We start from the raw sequence: 14,266 nt of genomic DNA, 5'->3' as shown, positions 1-14,266 counted from the left end.
GTTACATCGCGCCCGGGACACGCTCGCACCGATCGAAGAAAGCCCCGGCGCATTTGCCGGGGCTTTTTGTTTGTCCTGAAACCAGGAATACCCGTTCGTGGAAACTCAGACTGAACCGCAATTTCTCGTTCGGTCACTCCCGCGAAAGCGGGGACGGCCAGGAGCTGGAGCGTCCTAAACCACCGCAAGATATTTCAGAATCGAAATAATACCGATGATGATGACGATGACGCGAACGATCTGTTTGGCGCGGCCGTCGATCGGCAGCAGATTGACCAGATAAAGGACAAGGATGACGACAAGAAATGTAATCAGGACGCTGATAAGCAAAGACATGATGACCCCTCACGAAGTCGTTTCGGCTGGATGCGAGAGTCATGCCTCGTATCCTGCACGCCAACGATCCCGCTGAGGTTTGGTTCCTCTTAAGGAACAACGATCATAGCCTCGTTGTTATTGCGCGGCGACTACAGGCAGCCGTTCGAATTTTGCCCGAACGGATTTCGGCGCCGGCGTAAAATTCAGCGCCGCGCTGCGACGGCTGTAACCCGCGACCATCAGGCCATCCGCGCCCGCGACGAAGTCACCCTTGCGCAGGGTCGGATCGTCTTCGATCTTGACCGATGCCAGTCCCGCCGGATCCTTGCCGTTACAAGTGCAACCCGCGACCAGCTCCTTGCGATAGCGGAATGCATTCGGCAGATCGGAATATGATCTGCCGGTATCGCTCGACGCGTTGTCGATCGAGCCGCCGTGATAGACTCTCGTCTCGGCCGCAGGACAGAAACTCTTGCAGGCTTCCGCCTTGGTCTGACCGTCAGATGCGGCAACCGGGAAATAACGGCCATCGCAGGTCCGCACGCAGTACGTTGTCGATCCGCCGCTATAGCTGCCGCCATAGATGTTGACCCGTCTGCCCGGCGACGGCTGTGCGTCACCGAACGGGGAAGCGAACGGCATCGACGGCGGCGGATTCGGGTGTCCGTTGTCGTTCATGACACCGCCGAAGAAGGAGGAGAAAAAGTCGCGGGCATGCGCTGACGACGCATCCACCGACACTGCGACAAGCCCAATCGCGACGGCGACCGCCATCGATCGGCAACACAACTCTACCTGACGCATAACGCCCTCTTCAGCCGGATCCATCCGGTACACCGCATGCTCAAAATTTTCACTCAATATAATCCGGACAATTTGACGTTATGTGACGCGGGCGGCGCTGTATCGCTGACGCGAAGCGGCTTAAGCGCACCGGCTTTCGGCGTAGCTCTCTCTTTCATCACGCCCGCTTCGAGGCGGCTGCTCTTCGGCAGGACAATGACCTTGGTGCCGACCGTGACGCGGCTGGCCAGATCCTGCACATCCTCGTTGGTCAGACGAATGCAGCCGCTGGAGACGAACTTTCCGATGGTGGACGGATCGTTGGTGCCGTGAATGCGGTAAGAACTGGAGCCGAGATACATCGCAGCCGCGCCCAATGGATTTCCGGGGCCGCCGGCCACAAAGCGCGGCAGATAGGGCTGACGCGCGATCATCTCCGCGGGCGGATGCCAGTCAGGCCATGCCGCCTTGCGCGATACGGTCTGAACACCGGACCAGGTGAAGCCTTCGCGGCCGACGCCCACGCCGTATCGGATGGCGCGGCCCTGGCCCAGCACGTAGTAGAGCGTGGTATTGCCGGTATCGATCACGATCGTGCCAGGTGCTTCGCGGCTTTCGAACGAGACGATCTTGCGCCGCAGCCGCTCCGGAAGAACCGTGGCGCCATCGTCCTCGGTCACATGTGGCGACGGCAGCGACTGCTGATCGGACCAGAACGTCCCTTGAGACGATCCCTGGGACGATCCCTGGTAAACTCCCGCATATCCAAGTGTTTGAGACATCGCCGGTGTCGCCAGACCCGCCGGCAGTGCCATCGCTGCGACGGCGAGGCTGCAGGCGGACCGAAGGGATGTGGTGAAGAACCGGGAAACGGAATTTCCAGACACTGAATTCGCCTGCGCCGAATGTGTCATGACCCTGCCTCGTGTTCTGCGATGGCATCGTGTGATGCGGATACAGAGCGAACGCGGGCCTACGGCTTCTGGTTCCGGGCACGCCGCCTTCCGAAATGATTTGTGAGAATCCGCAGGTCCCAGGTTCAGGCCCTTGCGGCGGAACATTGGGACTGCCTGCCGGTTAGCGGTCCCTGAAGCCGGTGCATGACAGTGGGCCCCGGCGAGAATCGAGGACTTTAGTCATGTCACTTGGCACCATTCTCATCATTATTTTGATCCTGATCCTGCTCGGCGTCATTCCAAGCTGGGGCCACAGCGCCAACTGGGGTTACGGCCCGTCTGGAATCGTCGGCACCATTCTGGTGATCGTGGTTATTCTTCTGCTGCTCGGCAGAATCTGACCATGACCAACGTGCGCCGAGAGGTGCGCGAGACAAAGAATCCGGCGGCAACAGCGCCGCCGGACGAGCGCAACGAACAGCGGCCTGTGATCGTCCGGCACGCGGACATCATTTCGTTTTCGCTGGTCGCATTTCTGGTCATCAGTGTCATCGCTGTCCTGTACGTGGGGCGGGCTTTCTTCCTGCCCACGGTCACCGCAGTGGTGATCGGAACGATGCTGTCCCCCGCCGCAAAATTCCTGGAGAAATATGGGATCCCCCGATCGGTGTCTGCGGTCCTCATCGTGTCCGCGACCTTCGCAGGGCTTGCCTTCATGATCGCGCTGATCTCCGCACCGGTCATGGAATGGTCCACGCGGCTTCCGGAGCTCGGTCCGTCGCTGAAGGACAAGTTTCACGTCTTCGACCGGCCGCTTGCGTTCTGGCATCAGTTGCAGGCCTTATTCGGCGCAACGACCGGGCCCGGAGAGCCGACTTTTTCTCTCCCGAAGATCGAATGGGTCCAACCGACACTGGAATTCCTGTCTCCGACTTTCACCGAGATCCTGCTGTTCTTCGCGGTTCTTGTGCTTTTCATCGCAAGCTGGCCAGACCTGCGCCGCGCACTGGTGCTGGATTTCGCCGATCACGACAATCGGCTGCGCGCCTTGCGCATTCTGAACGAAATCGAAAGCAGTCTCGGCGGTTATCTCCTCACAGTGACGCTGATCAATACAGGCCTCGGCATCGCGACGGGACTGATCTGTGCCGCCATCGGAATGCCCAATCCTGCGGGCCTCGGCGCGCTCGCCGCGACGCTCAATTACATTCCGATCATCGGTCCGATCGTGACATTCGCCGTGCTGAGCGCCGTGGGCATCATCACATCATCGACCCTGGCCGGCGGATTGGCGGCCGCGGGCTGCTTTGCCGCTGTGGCCTTCATCGAAGGACATTTCGTAACGCCAGCGATTATCGGCCGGCGGCTGGAGCTCAATGCGCTCGCGGTTTTCATCGCGCTCGCCTTCTGGACATGGTTGTGGGGACCGATGGGGGCGTTTCTGTCGTCACCGATCCTGATCGTCGGGCTTGTTCTCAGGGAGCACTTGATACCGGTCAAGGACGGCACGCTGCCCGGCGACTAGTCATGGATGGAACCTTCGCGAGAACCGCGCGTTTTCGCACCAAACACCGTGGCTATCAGGAGTTTTAGATGTCTAGCACCGATGGTGAAGACGCAATGAAGAACATGACGGACAAAGTCACATACGAACGCCTTCAAAAGGATTTAGACGCCGTGAAAAACGATATCTCAGCACTCGCAGACCAGATCTCGGACGTGATCGAGGCATTCAAGGGCGACGCCCGCAAGCAGGCCAGGCGAGCCTACAAGCAGGCACGCTCCGACGTCGATTCCATGATGTCTGACGTCGGCAAGCGCGGAAGCGAGGCACTCGATGCCGCGCAGAACTACGCCGGCACTCTTGAAGAGTCGCTTGAAGACGCCATCACGCAGCGCCCGCTGGCCGCGGTCGGCCTTGCCGTCGGGCTCGGCTTCCTGATCGGTGTGACGTGGCGCCGCTGAAAACTCGAATTTTCCAGGTTGCTGTTGGCATTGGCGCCAACAGCAACGCGACGCGATTTGCTGACGAATACTGATCGGATTTTGAATGTTTCAGAAATTCATGGACGATTTCCGGGAAAGGACCGGCAGCGCACTGCGGCTGACATCACTGGCGATTGCAGTTGCGGTCTGTCTCTTCATCACGATCTCGTTCCTGTGCGCAGCCGCCTTCGTGTTCGTTCTTCAGGAGTATGGATTGCTGCAAGCCTGCTTCGCTGGAGCAGGCGTGTTCTTCGTGGCGGCAGCGCTTGCTGCGATCAGCTATGCCATACGCAAGCGGCAGATCAAGAAGAAGCCTGTCGAAGCCGCCAAGTCCACCATACAAACAGCGCTCAGCGATCCGATGGTGCTGGCCGTTGGCCTGCAAATCGTCCGCACGATCGGGCTCAAGCGCATTATTCCACTGGTCGCGATCGGCGGCATTGCACTGGGCCTGATGGTCAATCGCCGCCAGGCCACTGAAGACGAGCCCAAAGAGGAGTAAACCCGGATTCATCGCAGAAAAAGAGCGCCAGATGGCGCTCATTTATTTCCGGCTCGGTGACGGATCAGGTGATGCAGCGCCCGGGTGCGAGCTGCTTGGCGACGGCTGTGAGAACACTCACAACGGGTTCGCATGCAACGGGACGTGCCCCTGCGGACGATCCCTTGCCTGACCCCACCGTCGATGCTGGAGCCTTGCGCAGAGCATCTGCGCCCTCACCCGCAGGCATCCGAACCATGACCGACGCGTCGTTCATGCCCGGCATCTTGAAGGAAATTGTCACCCCTCCGGCGGCAACCACCGCCGGAGCGCGATCACCCTTCGCCGAGCGATCCACATTGACTGCGATCGATTCACCAGCCGGACCGGCTGGCATCGTTGCAGTTGCATCGCCCCGCTGAGCCGGGCCGAGCAAGTCGTTTCCCGCCGATACCTCAAGATGCACGGCACCCAGTGCCAGCACCGCGGCCACTACCCCAAGACTTCCAGAAGCCATGTACGACATCTGATGCCCCTGCGTTGCCATGCCGCATGATCGCGGCTTTCGGATTCAACGTGGTCCGCCCGGCTTTCGTTCCGGACTCAGAAGCACGCGGCCGGAGAAAAAAGTTGGAATGGCTGGGAACGCTTTCGTGCGGTGGGCGTCATTCCCGAAGCCGGTCAATCCCCCTGCCCCTAATCGACCGGCGCACGGGGGTGTGGTCGTGGTGATGCCGGCCGCACCCCTTTCTTTGTTTTCTTTTTTGCAAATGAAAAAGCCGGAACACGGGATGCCCGCATTCCGGCTTTTATAACAGTGCCCGGTGTCTCAGGAAGCCGCCGCCTTGGGCCGGCTGCGGGAGTTACGCTGGAAGAACAGCGCCTGGCTTGCCACGGCAGACACCATGGCCGGCTGGAACGGTTTTGAGATCAGGAAGGCCGGTTCGGGCCGTTCACCGGTGAGAAAACGCTCAGGGTATGCGGTGATGAACACCACCGGCACCTCGAACATCTTGAGCAGTTCATTCACCGCATCGAGCCCCGAACTGCCGTCAGCGAGCTGGATATCAGCCAGAATCAGACCCGGCTTCTTCGACTTCGCCAGCGCAACGGCGTCGGTGTGGGTGCGCGCCACGCCAATGACATTGTGTCCGAGATTCTTCACCAGGCTCTCCAGATCCATCGCGATGAATGTCTCATCTTCGATGATCAGCACATCGGTCGCAATTTCCGCGGCCAATTCGCGGCCGGCCGTATCCGCCAGTTCACGAACATGTGTGATTTCCGTATCAAGAATGTGAGCGACTTCTTCTTCCGAGAAGCCTTCAAGCGAAAGCAGCAGGAAAGCCTGACGCGGGAGCGCCGTGAGACTTGAAAGCCGCTGTTCGGAGGCCTGTGCAGGACCCTTGTCGGTGTTTTCATTCAGAGATACCGAATTCCAGATCTGCGTGAACAACCGGAACAGCCCGACTCGCGGCCCGAATTTCTCTTCCAGCAGCGAGGGATCCTGCAGCAGGGCTTCGAGCATGGCTGCGACGTAGGCATCACCCGACGCCTGGCTTCCGGTCAACGCACGGGCATATCGCCGCAACAGTGGCAGATGTTCAGCAACGAGCTGAGAACGAGACATACCCCCTCCAATCCATCATCATTTCAGTTTGGACCGGCAATGCGATTGAAGCGACCGCCGGTTCCCCGCTTCGGACTATCTACGCATAAATAGGAGAAAAGTTCCTCAGGGCCGGAACTTTCCGGTCGCCCTCCCGTTTATGACAGGATCAGGCGAGCCAACCGCCTCGCAGGGGACAAAAAATCCCGTGTTTCTAGCGAGTTAGCTCATGGGGAAAAACGGATAGAGCCAATGAAAGATTCAAAGCCGGCGTCGAGCAGGCCACCTGGCAAGCCAGGGGGGCTGAATTCCGAAATTCAATCACGGATCGGACATCAGTTGCGCGCCATGTACGACGATGTTGTGCGTCAAGGGGTACCGGATCGCTTCGCCGATCTGATTCGTCAGCTTGATTCGCATGAGGCGGCTTCACAGATATCCGGAGAACCGACAAAAGATGGGAGGGACTAATGCCTCTCACGGATTCACTTCGCGACGATATTCTCGCCACCGTTCCAAGTCTGCGCGCGTTCGCGATCTCGCTGAGCGGCAATGCCGACCGCGCCGACGACCTGGTGCAGGAAACGCTGCTGCGAGCACTCGCACATATCGACTCGTTTCAGCCTGGATCAAATCTTCCAGCGTGGCTGTTCACAATCCTGCGTAACCTTTTCCGCTCGGACTATCGCAAGCGGCGGCGGGAGGTCGAGGATGCTGATGGCAGCTATGCCAAAACGCTCAAGTCACAGCCTGCGCAGGGCGCGCATCTCGAATTCGAGGAATTCCGAACCGCGCTCGACAAGCTTCCGCAGGATCAGCGCGAGGCGCTTATCCTCGTGGGCGCATCCGGATTCTCGTATGAAGATGCCGCTGCCATCTGCGGATGCGCGGTCGGCACCATCAAAAGCCGCGTCAATCGCGCCCGATCGAAGCTGAGCGCTTTGCTCTACGTCGAGGGTGCGGAGGACTTCGGACCGGATAACACCATTCGCGCCGTGATCGGCGGAGGCGGCGGCTAGTCCGTCATCACAACGCATGGAAAAAGCGGCCATCTGAAGTGGCCGCTTTTTTAATGTTTGCGATTCAGTTGAGGCCGCCGAGGCTCAGATCGGAATCAGAACGGAAACAGGAATCCCGAGAAGCCACAGCAGCAGATACCGCCCCATCGTACTTTCCTTTGCGTAACAGCGTTTTCTGCTTAGTTCGTCGCAGGAAAGTTTGTTCCTCTGCCGGCCCGAATCAATGCCTCTTCTTCACCGGCTTGCCAATGCGCTCGGTGCGATCCATCTCGGCTTCGTCCACCACTGTCTCCATCGGAGCGGTGAGCTCATAAACGTAGCTGACATCCGTGAAGTAGCGCTTCGACGTGCCTCCCAGCGCTTCGGGCGCGACCCGATCCAGAAGCACAAGACCGAACTCGCTGTCGGCACGACGCGTCGCCGCGCTGGTGTTGAATTCTTCCCAGCGGAAATGGAAGACGGGGTCGGACTCATCCGACACCGTCCAGCCAGCGACAATATGCGGATGCTTGCCGACCAGTGACAGGCCCTCATCCGCATGAGACGCCAGCTCGAAGAACAATAGCGACAGGCTTTGCGCCGCCCGCGCACTGACGGTGATGTCGGGTCCTGTGAGCGCGATGCGGTCCGCATGGGGAATCGCGCGCGACTCGAATAGCCCCTTAAGCTTTACGCCCTGCCATTGGCTTTCGCTGAGTAGCGACACGACATGCGACATGGCATGGATGCGGCCGATCAGGAGATCGCGCGCGACGTCGATATCCGCGCCGTGACGCATCGTGCGGGTTACGATCGACTGGATCACCGCGAGAATGTTCTTCACACGATGATTGAGTTCATCGATGACGGCGGTGAGCCGCCGCTCGAAGTCGATGCGAGTCTGAATCTCCCGGCTGAGCCGTATGTTGTTGTAGGACACGTATCCAAACAGGCCGCAGAAAATGAGGGTCAACGCCGCGCCGATCAGCATGACGATCCCTGCCAATTCCTGGGCGCGCGTCGCTGCGTTCGTTTTTGCGTAATAGATCAGCGTCCAGTCCCGCGTTCCGAAGGAAACAACACGCAGCAATGGCGGATTGTCGGCGTCCAGTTGCAGCGGAACGGACGTGACATTTCCCTCCGTATCTGCGATCAGATTGTCCGAGGCATTTCGCGGATCGCGCAGCGCCACCGAGAACAGAGACAATTCGTCGTTGGTGAACAACATCAACGGCGCCAACCGATAGGATATGGTCAGGAAGCCCGCGACGCTGGTGCCTGTGTCGGACCGTACCGGCGAAGCCAGCACGATGCCCATGGGACCGCCAACTCTCAGCAGCACGAAGGGGTCGGACGATACAGGCCTGCCCTCCTCCACCGCACGATTGAGCATGGGCATGATTACCGGATGATTGTTCAGCACGCGACCGGCAAACGCTTTGGTTTCATCGTTCTGCGGTTCGACATCCATTACGATGGTTGCCGGATCCGGCATCGCCGCCGGGTTCAGCGGCGTATCATCGACGTTCCGGAGTATCGGGTTGGGAAAGCCGGCAGCCTTCAGTTCGTTCTGCGCCCGGCCGAAATCGGATCGCGGAACCCGGGCCACCCAGCTGGCGACAAGAAAATCGGTCTTGAAGGCATAGATCGATGACCGCAACGGCTGCAATGCATTGGCCATGTTGACCGAGGGCGAACGGAACAGCCCGACCGCGACACGGGCCAGCAATTCGCGCTCACTCAGGCGCTCCTGGACGAGACTGGCGTGGGTATCGACCGCGCGCGCAAGGGCGATCCGCCCGATCGACAGCTCCTGATCGTAAACCTTCATGGCCGCGAGACCGGAGAGGACCAGTCCAATGATCGCCATCAGTCCGATGATGAAGCCGAGACGGAGCACGCAGTTACTCGAAAGGCGGGATGGATGAAAATGACCGCCGCAGATCAATACGGCTGTGGCGGAAACGGCAATCGGACGCGGATACCGAACTGATAATCATGGGTGCTCTGACACTGCCGGATCGTTGGAGCAATCCGGCCCGGCGTGGATGTATCGCGAATGGATCAATGTAGGTACCGCCAGATGGTTCCCGCGACGGGAAAATATACCTCTCGGCATTCATGGTAAATCCACCGCCATCCCCCGCCGACCAGCGCGAGCAGCACATAAGCTAGGCCACCATCAAGGCCAGCCCGATGACAACCGCGACAATTCCAAGCAGAATCGCGCCAAGAAAGACGCCGCTATAGTCTTTGCCGGGTGCCGTGGAAACGGACTGCTTCATGCAGGGCTAACACCTTCGCCGCCTCGAGCGTTCCCGGAGAATGTCAATGCTTGAGGACGTAACCGTCGTGCGGAAACGCGGGGTGCTCCGTTAGTTAACCTTCTCAGGAACCGATGCCTGAAGACCGCCCTTCGTCTCGATAAAGCGGATGATGCGATCGAGCCCTTCGCTCTTTTTCAGGTTGGTCATGACGAACGGCCGCTCGCCACGCATCCGCTTCGCATCGGTATCCATCTTCTCAAGCGATGCGCCGACATGGGGCGCGAGATCGATCTTGTTGATCACCAGCAGATCGGATCGCGTAATGCCGGGACCGCCCTTGGACGGGATCTTGTCGCCCGCCGCGACGTCAATCACGTAGATGGTCAGGTCGGCCAGTTCCGGCGAGAATGTCGCCGCGAGATTGTCGCCACCGGATTCGATGAGTACCAGGTCGAGATCGGGAAACTTGACCCGCATGTCGGCCACCGCCGCAAGATTCATCGAAGCGTCCTCGCGGATCGCGGTATGGGGGCAGCCCCCGGTCTCCACGCCAGCGATGCGATCCGGCGTCAGCGAACCCGAGCGGACCAGAAACTCCGCATCCCATTTGGTGTAGATGTCATTGGTGATGGCTGCGATCTCGTAACGCTCGCGCATCGATTTGCAGAGCAGATCCATCAAGGCGGTCTTGCCCGATCCGACAGGTCCGCCGATACCGACGCGGAGGGGACCGTGAAATGATGACATGTCAGATGCTCTTTCCGTTTCTAGAATTCATCGTAGCCCGGATGGCGCGAAGCGCAATCCGGGCTACAGCGCCGTTCATGACCTGAATAATCGCGTGTACTGCGTTTCATGACGCATGCTGGCGAGATCGGCGCGGAATGCCGCGCTGCCAAGATCGTCCAGTGAACCCTGCAAGGATTTTTCCGCCGTCGCGGCGACCGTGCCTTCAAGCGCGGCGAGCACATGCTGACTGTCAGTCTGTCCAAGCGGAATGAGACGCACTCCCGCCGAAATCCAGTTCGATGTCGTGGCGTGGAGAAACGCATGCAGCGTCGGCGTCAACGAAATGTGGTGTCCCGCGGCGAGTACGCCAACGGCAACCGGATAGGTGATTGGGCCGTTTGAAAGAAGATCGAGCGTGTCGCAATTCCAGGCCGAGCGCGCAATCTCGACAAAGGCGCGGCCCTGCGCTGTGGTTTCGAGATGCCGTTCGCGCGAAGGCGTGAAAGCGGCGGCGAGCTCGGCGATCTCGCCCAGTCTTTGCCCATTACCAGCCTCGGCAGCGCGCCAGGCGTGGCACAGAAACAGGCCGTCGCAGAATCCGGCTCCCTCCAACAGCATCGCGGCAAGCCAGTCCTGCAAGGTCTGCCTGTCCGTGATGTCACCGGCCTCGACCGCCCATTCGATGCCGCTGGAATAAGAGAACGAGCCCACCGGAAACGACGGCGACAGCCATGTCATCAACCGGAAGAGCGCAGCCGGTTCCTCTGCCTCAGCGACGAGGCCATCCTGACCGCGATCATTTGTGGTCATGAGCATGGGAATGACCGTGATGATGATCGTGCGCATGATCATGATGCGCGTGATCGTGACCATCATGGTTGTGATTGCCGTGATCGTGATGTTCATGGCCGTGCGACGCGTGACCGCCGCCGGAATAGGCGCCGCCCTCCGGATCGAACGGCGCCTCGATAGCAACGACGCGCGCGCCGAGGCCTCGCACCATCTCCTCGATGACGTGATCGCGCCGGATGCGCAGCCCCTTACCGACGATCTGCGTCGGCAAATGGCGATTGCCGAGGTGCCAGGCGACACGCACCAGGTGATGCGGGTCGGTGCCGCGAATTTCCATCAGCGGCTCCGGCGCGGCGACCACCTCAACCAATCGTCCGTCTTCAAGCACCAGGGCGTCGCCACCGCGGAGCGCCATGGCTTCCTTCAAATCCAGCAGGAACTCCAGCCCGCGTGTGCCAGTCATCGCCATCCGCCGACGGTGCCGGTCGTCGAAACCGAGGACCACCGTATCGGCGGCCCCGGTCCAACTCCCCGGCGGGCGAACCTGCGTCGCGCGGATCATGACGGAGTGCTCATAGCTTCTGGACTTCGCCTCCGCTGATAATCTCGAGTTCGGTCGGCGAGGTCTTCAACGGCGCGGACAGTTCACGCCATGCCTTCAGATGCGGCGCGCGGCTGTGAGCGGTGAGATCGTCGCGCGTTTCCCAGCGCTCGACGAAAACGAACACGTCCGGATCGTTCACGCTGGCATGCAACTCGTAGGAGATGCAGCCCTTTTCCTTGTGCGTTTCAGCGATGCAGGCTTTCGCGCCGGCAATATAGGCCGCGCGGCTCTCGGGCTTCACCTTCGTGGTGGCGACGACGTAGATCATCGGACTTCCACATTCGCCGGCGTGATAACCTCGATCTTCGGCGGCGCCGCGAGGCAGTTCACGACGACGCGTCCGAATGTTTTCATGTGCTCGGCCTTGCGGTGCGGCACCAGCGCTTCGGCGTTTTCCCACTGCTCGACGAACACCAGCTTGGTGGGGTCGGTCACGCTCTCATGCAGATCGTAAGCGATGTTTCCGGCTTCCTTGCGGGTTTCGGCGATGCAGGCTTTCGCGGCGGCGATCATGTCCGCACGCGTCTCAGGCTTGATGGTCAAAGTCGCAACAACGTAAATCAAGGCATCCTCCCGGATTGGCTTCGTTTTTGGATCGGGCGGACCCTAGTACATGAAATAGCGCTGCGCCATGGGCAGAACCTCCGCGGGCGCGCAGGTCAGCAATTCGCCGTCGGCACGCACCTCGTAGGTTTCGGGATCGACCTCGATATTCGGGGTCGCGCCGTTGTGAATCATGCTCTTCTTGGAGATGCGATCGCGGGTGTTTGAAACAGCATACAGCTTCTTGTCGATACCGAGCTTCCTGGCCAGCCCGCCGGTAATCGCGGCTTTTGACGTGAAAACCACCGACGACGCGGTCAGCGACTTGCCGTAAGCGGCAAACATCGGCCGGTAATGCACCGGCTGCGGCGTCGGAATCGACGCGTTCGGATCGCCCATCGGCGCGGCAACAATGGAGCCGCCCTTGACGATCAGGTCCGGTTTGACCCCGAAGAACGCCGGCGACCACAGCACGAGGTCGGCCATCTTGCCCTTCTCGACGGAGCCGATCAGCTTCGAAACGCCATGCGCGATCGCCGGATTGACGGTGTATTTCGCGATGTAGCGCTTCACCCGGAAGTTGTCGTTGTCCTTGCCCTTGTCCTCCGGCAGCGAACCGCGCTGTTTTTTCATCTTGTCGGCGGTCTGCCAGGTCCTGATGATAACCTCGCCGAGACGGCCCATGGCCTGCGAATCTGATGAGAGCATCGACAGCGCGCCGAGATCGTGAAGGATATCTTCCGCCGCGATGGTCTCCTTGCGGATGCGGCTTTCGGCAAATGCCAGATCTTCCGCGATCGACGGATCGAGATGGTGACAGACCATCAGCATGTCGAGATGTTCGTCGATGGTATTGCGCGTGAACGGCCGGGTCGGATTGGTCGACGACGGCAGCACGTTCTTCAGACCAGCGACCTTGATGATGTCCGGTGCATGACCGCCGCCCGCGCCTTCGGTGTGGAAGGCGTGAATGGTACGGCCCTTGAACGCCTTGATGGTGTCCTCAACAAACCCTGACTCGTTCAGTGTGTCCGAGTGCAGCATCACCTGAATGTCGTAGTCGTCGGCGACCGAAAGGCAGTTGTCGATCGCGGCGGGCGTGGTGCCCCAATCCTCATGCAGCTTGAGCGCGCACGCGCCGCCCTTGATCATCTCCACCAGCGCGGCAGGACGCGAAGCGTTACCCTTGCCGGAAATGCCGAGATTGACCGGGAACGCGTCGAACGACTGGATCATCCGCGCCATGTGCCACGGCCCCGGCGTGCAGGTGGTCGCGAAGGTGCCATGTGATGGGCCGGTGCCGCCCCCCAGCATCGAGGTCACGCCGGACATCAGCGCGTGCTCGATCTGCTGCGGGCAGATGAAATGGATATGACTGTCAAAGCCGCCAGCGGTGAGGATTTTGCCTTCGCCCGCGATAATGTCGGTGCCGGGGCCGATCACGATCGTGACACCGGGCTGGATGTCCGGGTTACCAGCCTTGCCGATGGCCGCGATCATTCCATCCTTGATCGCGACGTCGGCCTTGACGATGCCCCAGTGGTCCACAATCAGCGCGTTGGTGATGACGGTGTCCGCCGCGCCCTGCCGGTTTGTCACCTGCGACTGGCCCATGCCGTCGCGGATCACCTTGCCGCCGCCGAATTTCACTTCCTCGCCGTAGACGGTGAGATCCTTCTCGACCTCGATGATCAGGTCCGTGTCGGCAAGCCGCACGCGGTCGCCTGTGGTGGGGCCGAACATAGCGGCATAGACGGAGCGGGAGATTTTGGTGACCATCAGTCGGCTCCATCGGTGCGATGCGTCATCCTGAGGTGCGAAGCCGCATTGGCGGCGAGCCTCGAAGGATGACCGGGTTTGTGCTCGTAGCTCATCCTTCGAGGCGCGCAAGAAAGCGCGCGCACCTCAGGATGACGCCAGTGTTTACCGCCAAGGATGATTTCGGTACCCCTCACAGCTTGCCCATCACGTCGCCGCGGAAACCGTAGATCGTCCGTTTGCCCGCGAGCGCAACAAGATGGACCTCGCGCGTCTGCCCCGGCTCGAAGCGAACGGCTGTGCCCGCCGCAATGTCGAGCCGCATGCCGCGCGCCTTCTTACGGTCGAACTTCAGCGCCGGATTGGTCTCAAAGAAATGATAGTGCGAGCCGACCTGGATCGGCCGGTCACCGGTGTTCGCCACCGTCAGGGTCACCGTCTTGCGGCCGGCGTTGAGTTCGATATCGCCGTCCTTGATGAAGAGTTCACCGGGGATCATGTG

At 60.2% G+C, this 14,266-nt stretch carries 19 protein-coding genes; 6 read left to right on the top strand and 13 right to left on the bottom strand.

Annotated elements, in window-relative coordinates; all coding sequences use genetic code 11:
• Positions 1–174: 174 nt before the first annotated feature.
• From AC1Q6J_RS12085 to AC1Q6J_RS12075, 3 genes are all read right to left on the bottom strand, one after another.
• Positions 175–336: a Thivi_2564 family membrane protein gene (locus tag AC1Q6J_RS12085; protein WP_492279560.1), complete on the bottom strand. Its 162-nt coding sequence runs from the start codon at positions 334–336 to the stop codon at positions 175–177.
• Positions 337–453: 117 nt separating this feature from the next.
• Positions 454–1,122, bottom strand: a complete 669-nt coding sequence (locus AC1Q6J_RS12080) for a DUF2865 domain-containing protein (protein WP_492279559.1) — start codon at positions 1,120–1,122, stop codon at positions 454–456.
• Between the two features lie 53 nt (positions 1,123–1,175).
• Complete coding sequence (locus tag AC1Q6J_RS12075; protein ID WP_492279558.1) at positions 1,176–2,015, bottom strand: L,D-transpeptidase; 840 nt, start codon at positions 2,013–2,015, stop codon at positions 1,176–1,178.
• Between the two features lie 224 nt (positions 2,016–2,239).
• Here AC1Q6J_RS12075 and AC1Q6J_RS12070 point away from each other — a divergent pair, with 224 nt between their 5' ends.
• From AC1Q6J_RS12070 to AC1Q6J_RS12055, 4 genes are all read left to right on the top strand, one after another.
• The gene (locus AC1Q6J_RS12070; protein ID WP_019199906.1) at positions 2,240–2,398 is read left to right on the top strand and encodes a DUF3309 family protein; all 159 of its coding nucleotides are present in this window, start codon (positions 2,240–2,242) and stop codon (positions 2,396–2,398) included.
• A 2-nt stretch (positions 2,399–2,400) separates the two neighbouring features.
• Complete coding sequence (locus tag AC1Q6J_RS12065) at positions 2,401–3,522, top strand: AI-2E family transporter (RefSeq protein WP_492279557.1); 1,122 nt, start codon at positions 2,401–2,403, stop codon at positions 3,520–3,522.
• A gap of 68 nt (positions 3,523–3,590) precedes the next feature.
• Positions 3,591–3,962, top strand: coding sequence for an ElaB/YgaM/YqjD family protein (locus tag AC1Q6J_RS12060; RefSeq protein ID WP_492279556.1), 372 nt, complete (start codon positions 3,591–3,593; stop codon positions 3,960–3,962).
• Positions 3,963–4,047: 85 nt separating this feature from the next.
• Positions 4,048–4,485 carry a hypothetical protein gene (locus AC1Q6J_RS12055; RefSeq protein WP_492279555.1) on the top strand — a complete coding sequence of 146 codons (438 nt, stop codon included), beginning with the start codon at positions 4,048–4,050 and terminating at the stop codon, positions 4,483–4,485.
• Positions 4,486–4,549: 64 nt separating this feature from the next.
• Here AC1Q6J_RS12055 and AC1Q6J_RS12050 read toward each other — a convergent pair whose 3' ends face one another.
• Both AC1Q6J_RS12050 and AC1Q6J_RS12045 read right to left on the bottom strand, forming a co-directional pair.
• On the bottom strand, positions 4,550–4,990 hold the full coding sequence (locus tag AC1Q6J_RS12050; protein ID WP_492279554.1) for a hypothetical protein: 441 nt from the start codon (positions 4,988–4,990) through the stop codon (positions 4,550–4,552).
• 303 nt (positions 4,991–5,293) lie between these two features.
• Positions 5,294–6,094 (bottom strand): response regulator, encoded by an 801-nt coding sequence (locus AC1Q6J_RS12045; protein WP_492279553.1) that lies wholly within the window; start codon positions 6,092–6,094, stop codon positions 5,294–5,296.
• Positions 6,095–6,325: 231 nt separating this feature from the next.
• Here AC1Q6J_RS12045 and AC1Q6J_RS12040 point away from each other — a divergent pair, with 231 nt between their 5' ends.
• Both AC1Q6J_RS12040 and AC1Q6J_RS12035 read left to right on the top strand, forming a co-directional pair.
• Positions 6,326–6,544, top strand: coding sequence for a NepR family anti-sigma factor (locus AC1Q6J_RS12040; protein WP_492279552.1), 219 nt, complete (start codon positions 6,326–6,328; stop codon positions 6,542–6,544).
• Positions 6,544–7,092 carry a sigma-70 family RNA polymerase sigma factor gene (locus AC1Q6J_RS12035; RefSeq protein ID WP_492279551.1) on the top strand — a complete coding sequence of 183 codons (549 nt, stop codon included), beginning with the start codon at positions 6,544–6,546 and terminating at the stop codon, positions 7,090–7,092. The genes AC1Q6J_RS12040 and AC1Q6J_RS12035 overlap by 1 nt, the downstream gene beginning before the upstream one ends.
• A gap of 220 nt (positions 7,093–7,312) precedes the next feature.
• Here the strand turns inward: AC1Q6J_RS12035 and AC1Q6J_RS12030 are convergent, their stop codons facing one another.
• The 8 genes from AC1Q6J_RS12030 to AC1Q6J_RS11995 form a co-directional block, all read right to left on the bottom strand.
• Positions 7,313–8,971, bottom strand: coding sequence for a CHASE domain-containing protein (locus tag AC1Q6J_RS12030; RefSeq protein ID WP_492279550.1), 1,659 nt, complete (start codon positions 8,969–8,971; stop codon positions 7,313–7,315).
• A 475-nt stretch (positions 8,972–9,446) separates the two neighbouring features.
• Entirely contained in the window at positions 9,447–10,085 is a 639-nt protein-coding gene (gene ureG, locus AC1Q6J_RS12025; RefSeq protein WP_492279549.1) for an urease accessory protein UreG, read from the bottom strand.
• A gap of 75 nt (positions 10,086–10,160) precedes the next feature.
• Positions 10,161–10,883 (bottom strand): urease accessory protein UreF, encoded by a 723-nt coding sequence (locus AC1Q6J_RS12020; RefSeq protein WP_492279601.1) that lies wholly within the window; start codon positions 10,881–10,883, stop codon positions 10,161–10,163.
• On the bottom strand, positions 10,864–11,421 hold the full coding sequence (gene ureE / locus AC1Q6J_RS12015) for an urease accessory protein UreE (protein WP_492279548.1): 558 nt from the start codon (positions 11,419–11,421) through the stop codon (positions 10,864–10,866). The genes AC1Q6J_RS12020 and ureE overlap by 20 nt, the downstream gene beginning before the upstream one ends.
• Positions 11,422–11,431: 10 nt before the next feature.
• Positions 11,432–11,731 carry a putative quinol monooxygenase gene (locus AC1Q6J_RS12010; RefSeq protein ID WP_492279547.1) on the bottom strand — a complete coding sequence of 100 codons (300 nt, stop codon included), beginning with the start codon at positions 11,729–11,731 and terminating at the stop codon, positions 11,432–11,434.
• Positions 11,728–12,027, bottom strand: a complete 300-nt coding sequence (locus AC1Q6J_RS12005; RefSeq protein ID WP_006022719.1) for a putative quinol monooxygenase — start codon at positions 12,025–12,027, stop codon at positions 11,728–11,730. The genes AC1Q6J_RS12010 and AC1Q6J_RS12005 overlap by 4 nt, the downstream gene beginning before the upstream one ends.
• 42 nt (positions 12,028–12,069) lie before the next feature.
• A complete protein-coding gene (gene ureC, locus AC1Q6J_RS12000) occupies positions 12,070–13,785 on the bottom strand; it encodes an urease subunit alpha (RefSeq protein WP_492279546.1) in 1,716 nt (571 codons plus the stop codon).
• Positions 13,786–13,957: 172 nt separating this feature from the next.
• A complete protein-coding gene (locus AC1Q6J_RS11995) occupies positions 13,958–14,263 on the bottom strand; it encodes an urease subunit beta (RefSeq protein ID WP_002714443.1) in 306 nt (101 codons plus the stop codon).
• Positions 14,264–14,266 lie beyond the last annotated feature (3 nt).

The sequence above is a fragment of the Afipia sp. MLSD5-FHT05B12 genome, assembly GCF_058793355.1.
Note: the sequence above shows the minus strand (reverse complement) of the source record. Positions and strands in the feature narration are given on the sequence as shown.